The sequence below is a fragment of the Massilia jejuensis genome (assembly GCF_042656795.1).
In the GTDB taxonomy this organism is placed as follows: domain Bacteria; phylum Pseudomonadota; class Gammaproteobacteria; order Burkholderiales; family Burkholderiaceae_D; genus Telluria; species Telluria jejuensis.
On sequence record NZ_JBHSMS010000054.1, the window covers coordinates 25,356 to 43,568 of the forward strand.

Annotated in this window: 16 protein-coding genes and 1 pseudogene; 11 read left to right on the forward strand and 6 right to left on the reverse strand. The window is 54.6% G+C overall.

The window, feature by feature from the left end:
* Nucleotides 1–39: 39 nt before the first annotated feature.
* From ACFPOU_RS16940 to ACFPOU_RS16950, 3 genes are all read left to right on the forward strand, one after another.
* Complete coding sequence (locus tag ACFPOU_RS16940) at nt 40–750, forward strand: hypothetical protein (RefSeq protein ID WP_379723733.1); 711 nt, start codon at nt 40–42, stop codon at nt 748–750.
* A gap of 86 nt (nt 751–836) precedes the next feature.
* Entirely contained in the window at nt 837–1,253 is a 417-nt protein-coding gene (locus ACFPOU_RS16945; RefSeq protein ID WP_379723735.1) for a hypothetical protein, read from the forward strand.
* A 437-nt stretch (nt 1,254–1,690) separates the two neighbouring features.
* Entirely contained in the window at nt 1,691–2,182 is a 492-nt protein-coding gene (locus ACFPOU_RS16950; RefSeq protein ID WP_379723738.1) for a transposase, read from the forward strand.
* Between the two features lie 1,316 nt (nt 2,183–3,498).
* Here the strand turns inward: ACFPOU_RS16950 and ACFPOU_RS16955 are convergent.
* A pseudogene (locus ACFPOU_RS16955) lies at nt 3,499–4,753 on the reverse strand (IS3 family transposase).
* Between the two features lie 640 nt (nt 4,754–5,393).
* Between ACFPOU_RS16955 and ACFPOU_RS16960 the strand changes: the two are divergent.
* Nucleotides 5,394–6,926 (forward strand): hypothetical protein, encoded by a 1,533-nt coding sequence (locus ACFPOU_RS16960; RefSeq protein ID WP_379723741.1) that lies wholly within the window; start codon nt 5,394–5,396, stop codon nt 6,924–6,926.
* A gap of 318 nt (nt 6,927–7,244) precedes the next feature.
* Nucleotides 7,245–7,481, forward strand: a complete 237-nt coding sequence (locus ACFPOU_RS16965) for a hypothetical protein (protein ID WP_379723744.1) — start codon at nt 7,245–7,247, stop codon at nt 7,479–7,481.
* 130 nt (nt 7,482–7,611) lie between these two features.
* Here the strand turns inward: ACFPOU_RS16965 and ACFPOU_RS16970 are convergent, their stop codons facing one another.
* Together ACFPOU_RS16970 and ACFPOU_RS16975 are read right to left on the reverse strand one after the other, a co-directional pair.
* Nucleotides 7,612–7,809: a hypothetical protein gene (locus ACFPOU_RS16970; protein WP_379723747.1), complete on the reverse strand. Its 198-nt coding sequence runs from the start codon at nt 7,807–7,809 to the stop codon at nt 7,612–7,614.
* 648 nt (nt 7,810–8,457) lie between these two features.
* Complete coding sequence (locus tag ACFPOU_RS16975) at nt 8,458–8,865, reverse strand: H-NS histone family protein (RefSeq protein ID WP_379723750.1); 408 nt, start codon at nt 8,863–8,865, stop codon at nt 8,458–8,460.
* A 451-nt stretch (nt 8,866–9,316) separates the two neighbouring features.
* On the opposite strand from ACFPOU_RS16975, the gene ACFPOU_RS16980 reads away from it, so the two are divergent.
* The 3 genes from ACFPOU_RS16980 to ACFPOU_RS16990 are packed head-to-tail and all read left to right on the forward strand — an operon-like array spanning nt 9,317 to nt 13,107.
* The gene (locus tag ACFPOU_RS16980) at nt 9,317–11,092 is read left to right on the forward strand and encodes a CHASE2 domain-containing protein (RefSeq protein ID WP_379723753.1); all 1,776 of its coding nucleotides are present in this window, start codon (nt 9,317–9,319) and stop codon (nt 11,090–11,092) included.
* Between the two features lie 10 nt (nt 11,093–11,102).
* Nucleotides 11,103–11,474, forward strand: a complete 372-nt coding sequence (locus ACFPOU_RS16985) for a hypothetical protein (protein WP_379723756.1) — start codon at nt 11,103–11,105, stop codon at nt 11,472–11,474.
* Entirely contained in the window at nt 11,449–13,107 is a 1,659-nt protein-coding gene (locus tag ACFPOU_RS16990) for a M48 family metalloprotease (RefSeq protein WP_379723759.1), read from the forward strand. Before ACFPOU_RS16985 ends, ACFPOU_RS16990 begins: the two co-directional genes overlap by 26 nt.
* A 271-nt stretch (nt 13,108–13,378) precedes the next feature.
* Here ACFPOU_RS16990 and ACFPOU_RS16995 read toward each other — a convergent pair whose 3' ends face one another.
* Nucleotides 13,379–14,512: a sensor histidine kinase gene (locus ACFPOU_RS16995; RefSeq protein WP_379723762.1), complete on the reverse strand. Its 1,134-nt coding sequence runs from the start codon at nt 14,510–14,512 to the stop codon at nt 13,379–13,381.
* Between the two features lie 519 nt (nt 14,513–15,031).
* On the opposite strand from ACFPOU_RS16995, the gene ACFPOU_RS17000 reads away from it, so the two are divergent.
* From ACFPOU_RS17000 to ACFPOU_RS17010, 3 genes are all read left to right on the forward strand, one after another.
* Nucleotides 15,032–15,613 (forward strand): recombinase family protein, encoded by a 582-nt coding sequence (locus ACFPOU_RS17000; protein ID WP_379723765.1) that lies wholly within the window; start codon nt 15,032–15,034, stop codon nt 15,611–15,613.
* Between the two features lie 10 nt (nt 15,614–15,623).
* Nucleotides 15,624–15,905: a hypothetical protein gene (locus ACFPOU_RS17005; protein ID WP_379723768.1), complete on the forward strand. Its 282-nt coding sequence runs from the start codon at nt 15,624–15,626 to the stop codon at nt 15,903–15,905.
* Nucleotides 15,906–16,018: 113 nt separating this feature from the next.
* Entirely contained in the window at nt 16,019–17,374 is a 1,356-nt protein-coding gene (locus ACFPOU_RS17010; RefSeq protein WP_379723771.1) for a transposase, read from the forward strand.
* Nucleotides 17,375–17,477: 103 nt separating this feature from the next.
* Here the strand turns inward: ACFPOU_RS17010 and ACFPOU_RS17015 are convergent, their stop codons facing one another.
* Both ACFPOU_RS17015 and ACFPOU_RS17020 read right to left on the reverse strand, forming a co-directional pair.
* A complete protein-coding gene (locus tag ACFPOU_RS17015) occupies nt 17,478–17,852 on the reverse strand; it encodes a SpoIIAA family protein (protein ID WP_379723774.1) in 375 nt (124 codons plus the stop codon).
* Nucleotides 17,853–18,019: 167 nt separating this feature from the next.
* Nucleotides 18,020–18,213 (reverse strand): hypothetical protein (locus ACFPOU_RS17020; protein ID WP_379723777.1); only part of this gene is annotated, 194 nt, incomplete at its 5' end.

Below are 18,213 nucleotides of genomic sequence, written 5' to 3' on the forward strand. Positions count from 1 at the left end.
TTAAAGATCTGCTTTTTTCGGACGCGCTGCAGCGTTAAGATGGCTATATTGTTAATCTTTGCAGAGGATGCTATGGCGCGTGAAGAATTTCTGGATGAATTATCGGACGACTTCCCGTCGCAGAGGATTTATTCTTACGATGAGAATTTTCGTTATGAGACGGAGAGGCGTTTTTTAATGGACGCCGTCCTTGAGGGTACCTTTGAGCAGTATGAGTGCAACGTCAGGGAAAGCGATTTCGGGTACACGATTACTGCGGATGCAGACTTTCTTCTTGAAGTAAAGTACAAAGAAGATAAGTGGCAAAAGAGTTTTCCGTATATCGCACAGGCTTTCGACATTGCAGAAGCTGCATATCGTTTCTTTGTCGTAGTGCCCCGTGTGCTAGACGAGGGTGAGGTACTCCTGTCTAACGAACGGAACTATGCCATCGATCCTGAATCGTACGAGATGCATGATCATTGCCTGGACGATGATGTGCCTAAGCCGGTGGAGCTCATGTCCCCACCACACCTTCGGGTTAAAGGCGACTTCCTCTTCGCTACTGTCTTTCGGTGCACGGACGGCACCTACGCACTGAGCGTGATTCATGCGCTAGCCGGGAAGCACAGCTCTTTGCTCGAAAAATATTTCAGTGAACCTGATTTCGCCGAGCTGATAGCAAACTCTTACATTGAACTCATGGACAACGAGTTCCCTGGAGCGCCAGACGACGTCTATGAGTATGTCTACAAGCGCATAACGCACTGACTGAGAGGGGTTTCATGGGTTCTACGGCCACTTTTCCCGATTTGGAAGTGCAGAGGCTCGTACAGGTGGGGCTGCTCAGGAAGGGCATGAACTATCGCATCAACCCCACTACAGGGACACTGCTGACGTTCTGCCATCGTTTGCAAGGCCGCACGCTCTTTGCAGAGATAGCATATGACCGCTTATGTTCACCATCAGAGGTCTTCGGAATGGTCGTCACTGAGCAAATTGATGGACAAAAGCTAGAGCTCGTGTCGACGTACCGGCATAGCTCAGTGGAGCACCTGGTACGTGTTGGGAAGGGGCTCCTTTGCTATCACGGCAGTGACCGCAAAGTGAACAAAAAGGCCGAGAAGGCGGTCGTAACTGTACGGGTTGATGAAGAGCTGCGTGTGGCGTTTGAGGCCGCTGTAGAGGCTACAGGCGAGTCACAGGCTGTAGTGATGCGTCAGCTGATGCGCTTCTTCGTTGGGAAAGGACCCGATCCACGCATGATCCGATAGCCATTACAGTCGATTATAGTCCTCTATAGTCTATTATAGTCGTTGCTCAAGCGCAACGACTGCTCCTGCCGATGCGTGTTCTTCGCAGCGTGTCAAAGAAGGCTCCCCACTTGCCAAAATCGTCACCGGCCTCCCACAGCATTCGCAGATACCGGCGGACATGGCCTCAGCCATCGTGATCATCCCGTTCTACTCCTGATCGCCTCCGTGACAATAAAAAGCGAGCTCACCTCCCTTTTCCTTTACCTGAGAAATCACAACCTGCGGTGCCTGATTGCGATCTGTCCGGAACTGGAGGCGTTCGCATAGCATGTCGAGCAGATCAAACCAACCATCTTTGCACATGGTACGTCGACATGGCCTTCCCTTACCAGCTCGGACACTTTCGATAGGTATGATGTCCCCATTGGAGATATTACATGGCACGTGAAAGATAGTTGTTTTCAGATGAGCTCAAGCGCGAGGCGGTCAAGCTGGTAGGCCAGCCTGATGCAAGTAAGGCAGCGATTGCGCGAGGCTTGGGCATTGGCACCAATTTGCTAGGACGCTGGTGCAGAGACGCCGACTTGAGCGCTGAGTTCACTAGCGGGCGAAAAAAGCGTCGACCCAGGAGTATGAGCGTATGCCTCGTGAGCTGGCAAAAGTCAAAGCGCAGCGCCACATCTAAAAAAGGCGCTGGCAGGTTTAACCGGTCAGCGCAACGGTTCGGCAACTTCATCGATCGGCGCCAGATAAGCACGAGTTTTCCTGGTACGTGTGTTCAGCTTGTGCGCAATGACGTTGAGTTCACTCTGCGAGTTCTCCCCCAAGTTTATGCCGTCGGGGGAGTCTTGCGCAGTAATCGGTTAGTGTTTTCTTTCGTCCCACGCTGCCATGGACTACTTGGATCGCAGAAATCTATCCGCTATAAAGTAGCAAAATGCCTTTAACATGCTGTTGTGTCGCGTAAACGCAACACAACCGACGTTCTATTAGGCCCTTTATAAACTGCGCTAATTGCAATAATGTGAATTCGATTTCATCCAATTGTGTCAGAAACGACGCACAATATTGCTTCTTTATTGCTGGTTCAACAATGGAATAGCGCTGAGTCAGCAAAATTGCGTGCCATGGTTAGAGAATTCGGTGCCATCGTTAGAGACAAATGTGCCATCGTTAGAGAACGCAAATTGTGGATAACTTTCGCTTGAGCTAACCTAAGTCGATGAATTATATGGAATATGTCCGATCTTTTTGGATCGCCGAAAGTTATCCACAAAAGCTCTCTAACGATGGCACCGAAATCTCTAACGACGGCACATCTCACTAACGATGGCACATTAGCTCTCTAACCATGGCACCGAACCTCTCTAACCATGGCACATTTGGTCTCTAACCATGGCACATTAGGGAAGGAAAAATCGTTTATAATCAAATGCTTACATGATACGTAAACAAGATCTTAAGGTTTACAATAAAAACTCAAGCTGTTTTTAAACGCGCGAGGAACCAGTCGTAAAAAATTGGCACAGCAAATCGTTAATGTCGGAATGCGACGATTTAGTTACGTGTTGCAAAAATTTCAACTGCGTCGTCCTATTGCGGTAATCGAAAGAACAGGCGAGAATGCAAATGCGACGTGCCAAGACATTTGTCAGTTGACCGGGTATCCTGATGTAGTCATAGCTAACGTCGCAACGTGCTAGCGGAACAGGACTGCTTGCATAATAGTTAATGTTATTTGTTACGAACAAAAGGATTCAACGATGTCAGTTATTAATTTCTCGGGCGGTCGCCTCGACGAACTTATCAGCTTCCAGATCCATTAAAAACGCGAGTCGTTTAACGCCATTTGGTCGAGCTGAGCAAAGTACGTGAGCACATCGTTGTGATCGCAAAAGGCGTGAAAATTATGGTCGATGATTTGATTTTTTTGCGTTTATCAGTAGGCCAGATGCTTGGGGTTGTGGATCCGGGGCAAGTGTCGAACTGAAATGCTCAGCTTCAAAGGAAGGCGTTTTTCGATTGACGTTATCCTGCTCTGCATCTGGTTAAGTTGCTGACTCGCTGAGCCACCGGCACATCAGGGAAATGATGGGAGAGCGCGGCGTGATGTTGACCCCGCTTACCTAAGCCGCAATCCAATGGTCTAGGATTATGGTTACATAATCACGGGCGAGTCTGGTAACGGCGTGATCGACTTCATTATCAGCGCCACTTAGGTGACGGACCTCATGCGCCGCTATTCCCGGACACAGCATGATGCTTAGTTAGCGTCAGTTTGCAAAGCCTGACGTGGTCGCTCTTTCCTAAACAGGCGTGGCGATTTATAGCCCAGCGCCGAGTGAGGATGCACCTCGTTGAAATGCCTGACTGCGCCGGGCAGCTGGGCCAGCACGACGGTGCCGTTGCTGCGGTCCATGCAGCGGACGTAATCGCCTTTAAACGTGGTCACGAAGCTCTCGGCCATGTCTTTCGATTGCGGGCTGTTGACAGGCGTGTGCACCGGCTTGATGCCCAGTTCATGGGCCAAGGCGTGCGTCTCGATTGCCCGGAAAGTGACGCCGTTGTCGCCCAAGAATTCCAGGGTAGTTGCCGCTCGTCCGTGCTTCCAAAGCGTGCCTCTACCGCTTCAATCATCATGTCGCGTACCGATTCGCCGGGCGACCTGCGGCCGATCCAGGTACGCCAGGCGGTGATCTCGCGGTCGCAGCCGTCCTTCATGAAGATGCCCGTCACGACGCCGCCGTTGTCGCAGGCGATCTCGAAGCCATCCGAACACCAGCGTTGGTTCGATTGCTCGACCGCTACCTTGCCATCATGAGCAAGGCCACTATCCCGGCGCTTGAGCGACCTCGGCAGCAGCAAACCATCTGCCTTCGTCACGCGATGCATGCGCTTAAGGTTTACAGGTTGCAGGCCCATCAGCCTGTGCGTGCGGTTTACCAGGGCGCCAGCACGCCGGTAGCTGTAAGTCCGCAGTGCAGTGATCTCAGCACGTACGGAGTCGGCGATCATCGCGTCAGCGACCGGATCAAGCTTAGCCAACGTGCGGCCGTCGACCCAATCTGCAGACGCGCAAGGCGATCAATAACGTTCGAGCGCGCCACACCGAGGACAGCGTAGACCGGCTTCACTGGCCGTCCTTGTCCAATAAGGGCGAGCGCTCAATCCACTTTTCTCGCGCGCTACCTCGACCGCTTCGCGCAGGATTTCCGCTTCCATCGTCTTCTTGCCGAGCATTCGCTGCAGTTGTGCGATCTGGGCGCGTGCCGCAGTCAAGTCACTCGCTGGCACTACCGATTCCTCGGACTGTACAGCTACCAACGCTCCTTCGCGCTCGAGCTTGCGCCAATTGAACAACTGGCTAGCACTGATGCCGTGCTTGCGAGCGACCAGCGACCCGTTCATACCCGGCTCATATGTTTCCTTGACCAGCGAAGCCTTTCCTGCACTGACCAGCGACGGCGCCACTCCCCTGACACCGTCACTACTTCGATGGTTTGGTTGTTCCTCGTCATATTCACAGTCGTATTCCTTTCTGTAAGGATACCGCAACAACTGTGTGTGGTGAATCAGTGGGCTATATCAGAAGGGACGTTGCTAGCTGGATTACGTACGCGAAGTGAGACGCCGGGGAGATAAACGCACCGGGATTTATCGTGATAGAGCGATCGAAGTGCGGAGCGAGTGTGATGGCAGTGCTGAAATTACACACACGCCGACCAGATCCAACGTCCGGTGCGTGTCGGTGCAAAGCCGGTGAAACTCCAGTGCGATAAAGACACCGCGAACTAAATGTCTTTCCCGCTAGGACGACCACGGCGCGTCTGTTTAAAAAAAACTCCCTCGGAAGAGTTCTCCACGCATAGTAGAGGAACGGCGCCAAGCGCGAAATCTAATTCAAGAGTGATTGCGCTTAGCCTCCTGGCAGGCCGTGCGAAGCACTGTGCCCTCGTAAGCGAAGCACATATCCCACGCTAGTGAACCGACACCTCTTGCAGAGAGGTAAGAGTCGGTTACTCATACCTCACAATTCAAAATAAGCGGCAAAAACCCCATACGGTGAATTAATGATATTCAATATGATATTGTTACAACAAAAGGCGATAAATAATTGCATTTGAATTAGGTGGCTCTGGTAATGATGGGAGATAGAAAATGGATGAAGGAATGACGGAACGCCCAATTAGTCAAGGTTTTCAGTTCGCGCGATACGAGCGCTTCTCATTGTCGCCAAGTGTAAAGAATAGACGCATGGGGCATCACCACGCAGATTACGGCAAAACCCGCTCAGGAAGCGCTTGGTCTGTTGCCGATATTTTGCGTGAAGCGGCCCGCCAGCCAAAAGACTGGAAAAAACATTTTCCTCATGTACTGGAACCCCAGCCGCCGACTGTCGCGTATGGATGCGATCCTCTGGAAGTGGAGGAGCTAGCAAAGCACTGGTTGACCACGGTGAAGCAAGCAAATGGGAGGAAAATGCGGCCCGATACTCCTAGCATGGTTGCTGGGGTAATTAGTTGGCCTCCGCACCGTCCAGTCGAAGAATTCAATGAATTTCTCACTTACGGAGTTGAAAAGCTAAAAGAGATATATGGTGAGCGACTCCGAAGCGTTGTCGCCCATTATGACGAAATAACGGAGAACCAAGGGGGAGCCCTTCATTATCATTTCTGGATTGTGGCGCTCGACGGTGAAGACTTCGGAGTGATCGATAAAGCATATGCCGCAGATAAAGGTGAGCGGAAAAGGGCGAATTCCACTGACGACGAAAAGAAAAAGAAAGTCGACAAGTATGGAAAAAAGTATGCGACGGGTGCGCGTAAAGCGATGGGAGCACAGGCCCTCGTAGACTGGCAGGACATGATCCACGACAAGATCTCCAAGAAGTTCGGACTGCTGAGGACTGGCCCACGCCGCGAGCGCTGGACCCGCGACGAAACGATGCTCAGGTTGCGTATGGCTGAGTCGAAGCGGCAGAAGAAAATCGCTGAGGACTCGCTGATGGAGGCGGCTGAGAAGCAAAATCGGATTGATGAGGAGAACGAGAAGATACGTCTGCGCCAGTTTGACCTTGCGCGCTTCGAGAACCAGCGTGAGATTGAGGAGCGTGCATTAAAAGAGGATTTCTACACACAGCTTTTCGATGCAGCAGACGAAAAGGCCCATCGTGAGGAAGAGTTCGATCGCCGTCAAGAAGCCATCGAGTGTGAACTCGCAGAGAGCGAGCGCCTGAGACTGGAAGCAGAGGAGGAGAGCAAACGACTAATTGAGAAATCAAGGATCGTCCTAACCGCCAAGCAGGAATTGGCAGTTCGCGAGCAGCGCATTATAAGATTTATTGAGGGCACACCATCTCAGGTTCTAAATACATTTAAGGAAATGGAGCTCGAAAAGGAAAAGTTAAAAGCAAAACTAGAGTCCGTAACTCGCAAAGTTCAATCTTTAGAGAAGGAACTTGTCGTCCACAAAAACAAGATTTTCGCCTTGGAGAGCGCAGTAGTTGCTATGCGAAAGCTTGTTGGCGATATTTATATGTGGATAAAGCAGAAGAACCTGGACGTCGCGAATTCAGTCGCGATGAAATTTAACGCGATTATGTCGGCATTAAATGGAAGTGAAGCAGAAGGAACCGAAATCGATCCGGCTGTTGAAAAAAAGCGCGGATCTGAATATACGTTAAAGAAGTAAGTTCTGCAATGGTTGGAAATTATTTCACTATGATTGTCGTATAGTTGTTTCATGTGGCACACAAACATAAACGAAAGGAAGTAAAATACGGAAAAGGTTTTCTTACCGATTATGGAAGAAGACGGTATCACGACAGGTGAGTTGATTAAAGGTGAGCCGGGATTAGATCAGGTGGTGACGTTAAAGTCAACAGACGAAAACGGAGTACCTTTTCTACGTACTAGCGTCTGTTATGACGTGAAATAGTTGGGTAATCTAATAACGATCGTCAACTACCTCAGACAGAATTGTTGCTAGCTGAGCCAACCAGGATGCCATATGAAAAGATACAACTCCCCAAAACTTGCTGAAGCTTTGACCATCGAATATGTCGAACTTTCTGCTGGCGTGTACTTAAGTTGCGCGGAAAACATGATCTGTGAGCAGAAGGACTGGGATAACGATGACCCTAGCAAAAACTTCGACTTCACTGCTGCGCCTTTTTGGGTGACGACAAATGATGGCCGGGGACCGTTCGCTGTCTATGATAGTGAAGATCTTTCCGAGTATCTATGACAGCGTAGTTCAGTTCGGGAAGCGTCTTACCGCTTCCTCTCGAGCGCGAAACAACTCTCGCTGGCGATCGGTAAGCATCAGCAAGGCCATGGTCGGCCATCTACTCGGATCCGCGCGATCGGTACCAGCTTTACTTTGCGACTTGCTCATCGCCACACACGCCGAAAAATAGTCTAGAGTCGAGTGCCCGTTCGCGCAGGGCCGCGGCCTTGACGCGGCCATGGTGCAACAGCATGAATATCGCGGCGCATACCAGCACGATATCGTGAGACTGAAAATCACGCTCGATTTCGTCCAGCGTTGACCTTGACGACGATGCCTGTTGCATGCCCCGCATTAGCCGGTTGCTGACGAAACGCGCATTCGCCGACAGATGCGGGGATCGACATCCAGGTCTCAATCCAGACAGCGCGGGACGACAGGCTCCTGGCGTCGATGTAACGCACCCGATTTCTTCGCTCGAACTAAGGGTTTCGGTGCTCTCGGGTTGGGAGTCCCTGGTGGCGATCCAGCATGCTTCATGCCGCACGGCCTTGCCCCAGAGATCCGCTAGCAGCTTTCCATCGTTATGCTGCCAATATGCCGGCCGTTCGCAAGCGGTAATCCAAAGAGTTCCTGCCTGGGCGCTTTGGTTCAAGAACAGCGCGCTGTCGGAACGACGGCGAAAGTAATGTTTCTTCGAAAGGCAGGGCATGTTCGACAGCACGAACCGGGTAGATGGTCTAGCTTGTCACCCGGGTGGGCACTCTTCTTAGATGGTAATTGTTAATACCATCTACACGTCTTTGAATAAAACGCTGGTGCGCTTCCTGCCTATTTTTTAGGCAATGGCCCAAGATCCGCATGAACGCTAGCTCATGCATCCTTTTAAGCAAGGATATCCACAGAAAATGTGGATATCCTTGCTTCGCACCTAGCAGCACTCGGCCCCTCAAAAGCGCAGCGATGTGCCTCCTAACGTTACCGTGAAAATCGGTTAAATTCTGAAATCGTCTAGCGTCTTACCGCCAGCTAATCCATCAGCAATCCACCTCGGCTGCCGGCCACGGCCAGTCCACGTCTTAGCATTATCAGCTGGGTTTCGGTACTGCGCCTCCACCTTTTTGCCAGTGCCCTTCGATTTTCCGCCATTATTCGTAAGCAGCTCTTCTACCGAAACACCCAAACCCTGAGCAATAGCCAGGATCTGTTCACGCGCTTTTGTTACTTCTTGCTGCTGGCGATTCTTAATTTCTTTTTCAATTTCAACTTGCAAACCTTTAAGTTCACTCAGGTTGTAGTCCGACAGATCCACCTTGGCCATATTCTTCCTTCTTTGTTGGGTTGCTTGTGACAAAATTCCACGAGCGATTCTACTATGGACAGGCTCTTGAAGCGTGTTCACGACTTCAGGTTTCTACTAAGGATGAGCGCCGTAGCACACAAGAAGTAAAACAGGTTTTGGAAATGATACGCTCCTTCGATGATCGTCGATCAACGCGCTATCACTTTTCCGAGGACCGCAGCATTCAAGCCATGCTATGCTGGAAAATGAGTTTACCCACGACTCTATCTGAATCCGATTCCAACCAATCCTGTTCAGAGGTTCACATGGCCCAAGCCACCTCGCTCCAGCCGGGGCAAATCCGTCACCTTCTCGGCGTCACTGCAACTACCCGCAGGCAACCAGAGCGAGACATCCATGTTCTTCTGCTGGGCTTAACTGCCGACAATGCCTCGCTGGGATCCCCAACGGCCGTACCAAACTGAGCTGATTTACCGTCGTGCACCTTAGAAGACTCGAAAAGCAGCCGTACTAGCCATGTTGATGGGTTTCCTAATTCGACCACCGTCTTTTGCTTGAAACGCTCGACTATATACGTGCGCTTTGCGCATTTACCAAGGGACAACCCCGGGATGGCCAGCGACGGTATCAGTCCAGGGTGCACCTGGGTAACCAGCTTTTGCTTATCAATAAAAACTTTTACTTTGGCAAGATTGTCTGTACACTTGTTAGTCAAATAACACTTATTGATAACATCTCCTATCGCATGACTTACCGATTCTCTTTCTCGGTTTTGCGCGTTGCCCTAGTCGACGCGCTTCGGCTCAGTAATGAGGAGCGTCGGCCGCCACGTTATCCGTTGCCAACGTTTGTTTGGGCCTTTGTCATTCTCGTACTAGTCTCGTTTGGCATGCTCTACCTAGGAGACAAGCTCAACGCCAGCGGCATGGTACTAACCCGCTTCATGGGTGCCGGTCAAGCCGCCGTGACGGCCCAGATCGGCTATCCCGGCGACGCGCGGGACCAGGTAGCGGTCGTGCTCTACGACGAGCAGTTTCTACGCGCTTATCAGAGTGCATGGCCGATCAGCTACCAAGACCATGCTGATTGGTTGTTGCGCCTTGCGGGCCAACCGGGCGCACGCCCTAAGGCAATCTTCCTCGACATTACTTTTGGCCAGGAGCGCGAGGACCCGACGCTGCTGGCATTGAAAGAGGCCTTCTGTACACTGCGGGATACTTTGCACGTCCCGGTGTTCGTGGCGGCGCTGCCAGACGCGGTCACTGGGAAGCTGGCAGTACGCGAGGGGCTCGGGTCCTGCTTTACCATGGTCGGGGCGGACTACACGCCCGACCCCCTGGACGGCTACGCTTGGACCTATCCGCTGACCAGGCACTTGGAAACGGCGGGGTGGAAGTCTGGTTTGTCCGTGGCGCCGGCACAGCCGGCTTACCGTAGCGCGGCAATGGCGATTGCCCAGGACTCGGCGCGAATCGAGCTTGGCGAGGAGTCCGTGCCGATGGCGCTTGTCTGGGGCGAGAACGCGGCGGGCAACGCGCCGATTGCCGATCGCGACCGGGGCTGTGCACCCGGCCGCTCGTTGGCGCGCAACCTGACCCCAGGCGTGTTCTTTCAGTTCGCCGAGCCGCCGCCGCCTCTGTGCCCCTATCATCACACGCTGTCGATGGAACAGGTCGGTGCCTTACCCGACAACCAGCTCGCTGCAGCGTTGAAGGACCGATATGTCATGGTGGGAGCGAATATCCCCGGCCACAACGATTTCGCCAGGTCTCCAGTGCACGGCCTGGTCCCGGGTGTGCACTACCACGCCATGGCGCTCGACAATCTGCTGAGCTATGGCGCACGCTACAAGCTCAATCAGGAATGGAACATTGAGGGGCTCACGACTCTGTCCTGGCCGGGTTTGCTGACGGTGCTGGCCGTGTTGGCCGTACATTGGCTGTGGTCATGGCTGCTCGCCAAGGTGACGGCGGGTAAGCGCTGGCAGGCGCTAGCGAGCCGCCAGGCGGGCCCACGCTGGCTCCGCACCGGGACCGACGAGGCAACCCTGCGCGGCCGCACCGGGCTCGCGCTGCTTGGGGCGCTCGCTTGGGCTACTCGGCTGACCCTGCAGTTCGTCAGCGCCGCCTTACTCATTGCATTGCTTCAAACCGTGTTCCGGGCCGGGATGCTCCCAGTCGTCGAGTTGATCGGTATGACCTTGTTCGCCGAAGCAGTCGACTACCTCGCGCGGTTGCGCTGGTATGTCCTCGGCAAGGAAACACTGGAATCCGAAGTGACACCCGATCCCGAAGCTCGGCCGATCCCAGTCACAACTACCCTTTGAAAGGACGCACATGAACATCGGCAAGCTCACGCTCCTGCTCTGTATCGCGTTTTCCGGCGGCGCCGCGCTGGCGCAGCAGGCGATCGTCGCCCCCAGCCCCGAAAGCAGCACGAGCTTGGACCTTTATCAGGCACCCGACGCGTCCCTGCAGCCGCGCCAGATCAAGGTGGCCGAAGCAGGCCTGCCGCTGCCGGTGCAGGCGCGCCAGGGCGGCTTCTTGAAAGTCGATATCGGTGGTCAGCCCTACTGGATCCGTAGCGCCAAAGTGCGTGTGAGCCGTAGTAGCACCGCAAACTGCGGCGCGCTGGCGACCCTCGCTTCCCGCGGCCAGACCGCATCCACGCCGGGAGCGAGCGATGATGCCTGCAGCAAGCCGAATTAAGCACACGCGCCGCGCGCTGGGTTACCGCATGCTGACCGCAGTGTTTGGCTTGGGCCTGTTGGCCGGCTGCACCACAGTACCAAGCGGCTTGCCTGCGCTTCCGTTCGCTGGGTCCGCGCCGGCCGCTCCTCTGAACCCGCTCGGCCCCTTGGAGCCGCCGCAGCCCCGAATCTGGCCCGATGCAGCTCAGGACGTGCTGAATCAGCGAGCTCGCGGCTTTGGTCTGGTCCACGCACCCGAGCTACAGCGCTACCTGAACGGTCTGTACGCTCGTATTAAGACCCAAGCGGGCGTGCCGGCATGGCCAGGCGGGGTACAGGTCGTAGCTAACGAATCGCTTGAGGCCTACGCCACCGCCGCCGGCAATATCTATGTCTCGCTTCCATGGCTGACTTCGGTCGAAAGCGAAGATGAGCTCGTTGCACTACTCAGCCACGAGTTCGGGCATGTCTACCTACACTATCACCAGCTTGAAGGCGCGATCGAAGGAGCAGACATGGCCGCTGGAACCGTCGGGATTGGTGTTGCGCTCGCAAAGAAGACTGGTCAGGTCGCGGGCTGGAACCAGCTCGACAGCCTGATGGCAGCGTATTCGCTCGGCAAAGGGCTGGCCACGACTGTTTATAGCCGCACGCAGGAGAGCGCAGCCGACAGCTTTGGGCTGAATGTCTCGCTTAAGATGCGCTATTCCTACGAACACGGTCTGAAGGCTTTCCTCGAACGTATCGCCAGTTGGGAAGACAGCAACCGCGAACGCGACGTACGCAGGCAGGAAAAATTGCTCGCTGCCATACGGGCCGACGCCATGGCAAAGGCGCAGAAGTCGGCTGGCGGGGGCAGGGCGCCCGACGCCGTCCAGTTGCGCGTTGCTCAGACCACTGGCGAAGTGCAGGGCGCAATCGGCGCCACGCTGCAAAACTGGGGCTTTAAGCTCGAGCAGACAATGGGCAAGCTACGCAGCGACCATCCGGATATTACCGAACGGATCGACACCCTCGCTCGCGCCGTAGATGCCGCTCCGGCAGCCCAAGGTGACGCCAATCCGGTCGTCGCCCCGTTATTGGCAGCGCGTAAAGAAAAGCGCACCGCGGCCATCCTGGCAAACTACGAACTAGCGTTCAGGGCGCTGGGTGCGCCAAGCGATCCAGCCTCGCTCGCCGCCGCCAGGCGGGCAACGGCCGAACCGACCGCCACCCACGCAGTGCCGTTGTTTGCGCTTTACACCGTGCTCGGGCAGCAGCCTGGGACGCAGAGCCGGCGCGTGATCGATCCGGGCCTGATCTTCGAAGCGAACTTCCGCTCCGAGCAGGACCGCGCGTGGAAGCTTTATACGGTGCGCGCATTGGGGCTTAAAGCGTCCTCCGGCACGCCCGCCGCGAAGAATGTCATGGAATTGGGCCTGGCTTATTTCGGCAAGGCCGAGGATGCCTGGCCAGATGTGATCCGCTTCTACGGTGAAACGCAGGGATGGGACGAGGCCAAGCGGCGCGCAGCCGAGTGCGGCAAGCTATTCCGGCATGCGGCGGCGCGCTGCAACGGGGCGGCCATCAGCCCGGCCGAGCAGGCCGAAGCTGACCGTAAGGCGCAGGCCAAGGCGGAAAACTTGGTTGACAAGGTCTTCAAGAAAAAGTAGCGGCAGGTGCAAGCGCTAGCGTCTCGGAGCTGCAATAGGTACCGCGGCGAATGCAGGAGGCGTCTGCGGGCACCACTCTGTCCACCGTAAGGCAGCGAAACGCTAGAAAGACTACTACAGCAGAGCTATCTACGAAATGACGTTGAAGGTCCTGGTGCCTCCGACAGTCCAGTCTTTACGGCTCTGTCGCGTTGGCAGCACGGTAGCCCGGAGCAGGTAGAACGTGTTCGAACAGTTTGGAGGCCAGCAGGTGGCGCAACAGCTCCGATACTCAGCTTTTTCCCGAAGAATCAGAAGAACAAGCTTGACAGTCGATTGGAAGTTGTATCGTGAACGTTGTTCCTACGGACGCGGTGCTTGAAACGACTACAGTGCCTCCATGACTTTCGACCACCAGTTGAACAAGGGGAAGACCCAGCCCCCATCCTTTGATATCTATGTCTGCCAGCCGATGGAAGGCGCTAAACAGGCGATGCATCTCATTCTCTGGTATGACGGGACCATCGTTGTGTATGCTAAGGACGAGCCCTCCAGGCGATTTCTCAGTATGGACTTTGATCGGCGCCCGTGGTGCCCCATATTTTTGCGCGTTCGACAGAAGATTCTCAAAAACTCTTTTCATCGAACTTCGGCACCAGAAACCGACTGACGCCTCGCCTGTGCTGATGATGGGATGGTCTGGCAGTGACATGTCAGCAGCAATTTCGTCAACAAGTGACTTCATGTCGAAAGAGGTAATCTTCAATCGGAGTTTTTTGCGTCCATTGACGGCCATGGCATCTAGGAGTGTCCCGATCATTTCGTCCACATTGATGAGCTTCGCACAGACGCGACGGGCGAGCCGGAGGACATTGTCGTCGATAGACTTGACCTGAATCAGCTGCGCGCTTGCGTTAGCGACATTGAGCGGATTTCTAAGGTCATGTGCAAGGCAAGCAATAAATGTTTCACCGATCTCGCGGTGAGCCAGCGCAAAAGCATCCATTGCCTCAAGAGCGCCCGCGTCGACAGTGCGCGCAATTATTGCTCTATCTTGTTGTGCCAGCTGCAAGCCACTGGCATCGGCAGTCTCGAACAAGCTCTGCCGAAACAACTGAAGCTCGTGCAGCAACTCTCTAGGTCCGTACGCCGTCGAGTTGGCGCGGTCTCGAGCATGCAGGGAGATTACGCTGGCCTGTGACGTTTCATTGGACAGATGCGGCGTCTTTCTTAGAGTATCAATAATTTCATCGAAAAATCTCTGCAACGCGCTCGTCACGACCTTTTCCCTGAGCTCCGCTGCCTCTGGGATGGCCGCAGTAACACGGGAAGTCCATTGCTGGAATACGTTTTCGCGCAGCGAGGAGAGAGCGATTGAAGCTTCTATTGCATTCACGGAGGTTAAGCCGTCATCGCAAATATCCATTCGAAAGCTCCACGAATATTATCCAGCAGATAGTTCCAAAGCAGCGCCGCTCAGTATATATCACTACTGTTGACGTGGTCTCGTCTTTTGCCAATTGAAGAGCTTTTTGCGAAAGCAGCTATGACCCCATGTGTTTGTGGTTCGGGTGGGCTTGGAGCACTAAACGCCTTGGGTCGCTTGTTCTTGGTGCTAGTCAAGCACGGGCTCGGCGCTGTCATGCTTATCATGTATGGTCGCTGGCGGCGCCCTTTTGGCGTGTTGTGCATCTCCAGTCGTGATGGCCTGATCCGTGGCTATCTTCCCGAAGCGGTCTTCGCGATCGCATCCGGTCAGCGGCTTTCGCAGGTCGAACCCGCAGCGTGGAGCCGCTATGTTCAAAATAGACCGTTTTTGAACGGGCCTGCAGTGACACTCCCCAACTGTTCATAAAATATGCAATTGATTTTTGAACATGTTCACATGTAAACTGCATGTTATTGAACATCAGCGAACACCAACGAACGAGGGCGGAGAGTCAAAATGGCGGTTTTTGGATACGGCCGGGTAAGCACCAAAGAGCAGCAACGCGAGAATCAACGACTCGAGCTGGAGCGCGCCGGCTACAACGTCTCCTACTGGTTTGCGGACGAAGGTGTAAGCGGCAAGGTGCCGGCGCTGCATCGAGCCCAGTTCCGGATCCTGCTCGACGAGATCCGCGACGGCGAGACCCTAGTGGTGTCGAAGCTCGACCGCCTCGGCCGCGATGCCCAAGACATCGGTGCCACGATCAAGATGCTGGCCGCGCGCCGCATCGAGGTCATCGTCCTGCAGCTCGGGAAGCTGGATCTGACCTCATCGGCCGGCAAGCTGATGCTGACCATGCTTGCGGCAATGGCCGAGATGGAGCGCGATCTGCTGGTCGAGCGCACCCAGTCCGGCCTGGCCCGGGCGAAAGCGGAGGGAAAGACCTTGGGCCGTCCGGCCCTTACTACGGACGAACAGCGCGCGAAGATGGTTGCCCGGTTCAAAGCTGGCGAGTCGATTAGCGCTCTGTCCAGGGATTACGACGTCTCACGCGCCAGCGTGATGCGCATCGTGAAGCCAATCCCCGCCGTCCAATAAGGAAAACGCTATGAAGCGCACGTACGAAATTCACGCGCGGCCAGCAGACATCGGAGACGGCTGGAAGCTAACGTTACTCGAAGACGGACAGGAGGCGGGCGGTGGAGTATTCCCTATTCTGGACGATGATCCGCACCAGGGTATGACTTGGTGGAATGCGCTGACCGAAGAGCGGCGCGCGCACTGGCTGATGATGTCCGCTTCGGCGATGCCAGCTGCAGCGCGCCGTGCCTACTTGCTGGCACATGCCTACAACGAAGCCTTCGAGGAAGGAGAGTCTTGGGCGATGTAAGCACACAGGGTACGGTGCTTCCGCTTACGGCCTATTGCGTTGAAAAAGTCCGCTTGAGTTCGCGATCTCGCTGACCTGTCGCTGTCTAACAGGTCATGACGATGGAGGCCGCGATGATGGGACGCCAGGCAACGAAGCGCGAGCTATTCGTTTCGGTCAGTCTAGACGAATATGTTCCCGGAGACCACTTGTTGAGAGCGGTGGACCGCTACCTCGACCTCAGCGAATTTCGCTCGAATCTCGCTGGTTCCTACAGCCATACCGGCCGGCCGTCGATCGATCCCGAGCTGATGGCCCGCATGCTCATCATCGGCTACTGCTACGGAATCCGGTCGGAACGCCGGCTATGCGAAGAAGTCGGCATGAACCTCGCGTATCGCTGGTTCTGTCGTCTCGGCCTGAAAGACAAGGTGCCGGATCACTCGAGCTTTTCGAAGAATCGGCATGGCCGTTTCCGAGATCACGACGCTTTTCGCCAGCTGTTCGATTCGGTGCTTCGACGCTGCATGGCCGAAGGCCTGGTGCAGGGTGAAGGTTTTGCGACCGATGCCAGCATGATCAAGGCTGACGCCCAGCGTCACCGCTCTTGCCCAGGAGATGTCGGTATCGACTGGGGTGATGCAGAGCAGGCAAGCCGACCGGTGCGTGAATATTTGACCGCGTTAGAGCAGGCAAATCCAATACCTCCGGTTCCGAAAAGAATATCGCTCACCGATCCGGCATCGACCTGGACTGCCGCTGCCGGCCCGGCTATTTTTGCTTACTCAACAAACTACCTGATCGATTTGAAAGCGGGACTAATCGTCGACGTCGAGGCATCGGCCGTAAACAAAATGGCCGAAGTCGAGGCGACCAAAATCATGATCGACCGTGTCGAGGAAAAGTTTGCGATTAAACCGCAGCGCCTGGTGGGCGATACGAACTACGGTGTCGCCGCAATGTTGGGCTGGCTCGTTGATGAAAAAGGAATCGTGCCGCACGTTCCAGTCTGGGACAAATCCGAGCATCACGACGGCACGTTCAGCCGTTCCGATTTCATCTTCGACGTCGAAAACAACCAGTATGTTTGCCCTGCCGGCAAGCATCTCAGGCCGCCCCGGTCCGCCCAGGCGAAAACGCCGTTGCGGTATCGGGCCAGTGTGTACGACTGCCAGGTTTGCGAGTTGAAACCAAAGTGCTGCCCCAACATGGTCGCCCGAAAAATCGACCGCAGTCCGCAGGAACCTGCACGCGATATCGCTCGTGCCATCGGCAAAACCGAGGCTTATCGCGTGTCGCGCCGGGAGCGAAAGAAAGTAGAGATGCTGTTTGCCCACCTCAAACGCATCCTTAAACTCGGCCAATTACGCTTGCGTGGTCCGAGCGGCGCCCATGATGAGTTTCTTTTAGCGGCAACGGCACAAAATCTTCGGCGAATGGCCAAAAAACTGTTCATGCCGAAGCGAGAAGCCGAATTAGCGATGAGTTGAGCGAACACAGCGTTGACTACGCCGCGATTCTTTCCTGTACTCAATCAGGACCGCATTTGCCTGCGAGTTTTTCAACGGAATAGACCCAAAGCGGACCGCCCGTTCACTCCTCAAGCCAGTGCAAGGCTTGCGTAAGGTCGTTATAGAAAACGCGGTATTCCCCCTCACCAAATTGGCCGAAGGCGATCCGCGCTAAGTAAGCCAGTCGTGTATTCGGAACCAAAATCGCTTTACGGAGAGGTCGATCTTGGAATAGTTGCCTTGTTCTGTTGTCGAGTTTTTCTTGCATCAGTGCAAGCTCGACGTTATGCGACTCCATTTCCAATCCGTCATAGAGTACGCGTGTGTAACCGGTATCCTGAAGCAGTTGGACTACCCGCTCGTGTGTTTCTTCAAGCATGCCTTCGGTTAATTCGCCTCTCAGTCGGGCCACAATGACGTTGCCGAGAGGCTCAATCCAAAGTTGAGTATTTGGCATTTTATCCACTTAAATTAGTTTAAAGCTCGCAATTCCACCCCCGCAATACTAAAGGCAGCCGCTCCTTAGATGTGACCGCTTTTGGCCGATAGCAGTCCTATTGTAGCGTCCGCAACCGACCCGACGCGGACCCATCGCTCAAGGAGACTCCTGCGAAGGCCGTTATCTCAGCTAGGAAGTTCTGCCAGCATCTCCGCTAGAGCCTTTTGCGAGTGTTCACTCAGCCTGCGCGCCACCTCGGAATGAAAGACAGCCAGACGGTCCGCAGCCTGGGCTTCAAGAACGCGTGGTCGCACTAGGGAAGCGCTGATCAATTGACGATTTTCAGCGGACCTCCCTTTTTTTGCGGCAAAGACCAGCC

Excerpts from the sequence above, each read along its gene's own strand:
- ACFPOU_RS16940 (WP_379723733.1), top strand. The coding sequence starts at position 40 with ATGGCTATATTGTTAATCTTTGCAGAGGATGCTATGGCGCGTGAAGAA.
- ACFPOU_RS16985 (WP_379723756.1), top strand. The coding sequence starts at position 11,103 with ATGAACATCGGCAAGCTCACGCTCCTGCTCTGTATCGCGTTTTCCGGC.
- ACFPOU_RS16970 (WP_379723747.1), bottom strand. The coding sequence starts at position 7,809 with ATGCAACAGGCATCGTCGTCAAGGTCAACGCTGGACGAAATCGAGCGT.
- ACFPOU_RS17000 (WP_379723765.1), top strand. The coding sequence starts at position 15,032 with ATGGCGGTTTTTGGATACGGCCGGGTAAGCACCAAAGAGCAGCAACGC.
- ACFPOU_RS17005 (WP_379723768.1), top strand. The coding sequence starts at position 15,624 with ATGAAGCGCACGTACGAAATTCACGCGCGGCCAGCAGACATCGGAGAC.
- ACFPOU_RS16960 (WP_379723741.1), top strand. The coding sequence starts at position 5,394 with ATGGATGAAGGAATGACGGAACGCCCAATTAGTCAAGGTTTTCAGTTC.
- ACFPOU_RS16995 (WP_379723762.1), bottom strand. The coding sequence starts at position 14,512 with ATGGATATTTGCGATGACGGCTTAACCTCCGTGAATGCAATAGAAGCT.
- ACFPOU_RS17010 (WP_379723771.1), top strand. The coding sequence starts at position 16,019 with ATGATGGGACGCCAGGCAACGAAGCGCGAGCTATTCGTTTCGGTCAGT.
- ACFPOU_RS16965 (WP_379723744.1), top strand. The coding sequence starts at position 7,245 with ATGAAAAGATACAACTCCCCAAAACTTGCTGAAGCTTTGACCATCGAA.
- ACFPOU_RS16945 (WP_379723735.1), top strand. The coding sequence starts at position 837 with ATGAACTATCGCATCAACCCCACTACAGGGACACTGCTGACGTTCTGC.
- ACFPOU_RS16990 (WP_379723759.1), top strand. The coding sequence starts at position 11,449 with ATGATGCCTGCAGCAAGCCGAATTAAGCACACGCGCCGCGCGCTGGGT.
- ACFPOU_RS17015 (WP_379723774.1), bottom strand. The coding sequence starts at position 17,852 with ATGCCAAATACTCAACTTTGGATTGAGCCTCTCGGCAACGTCATTGTG.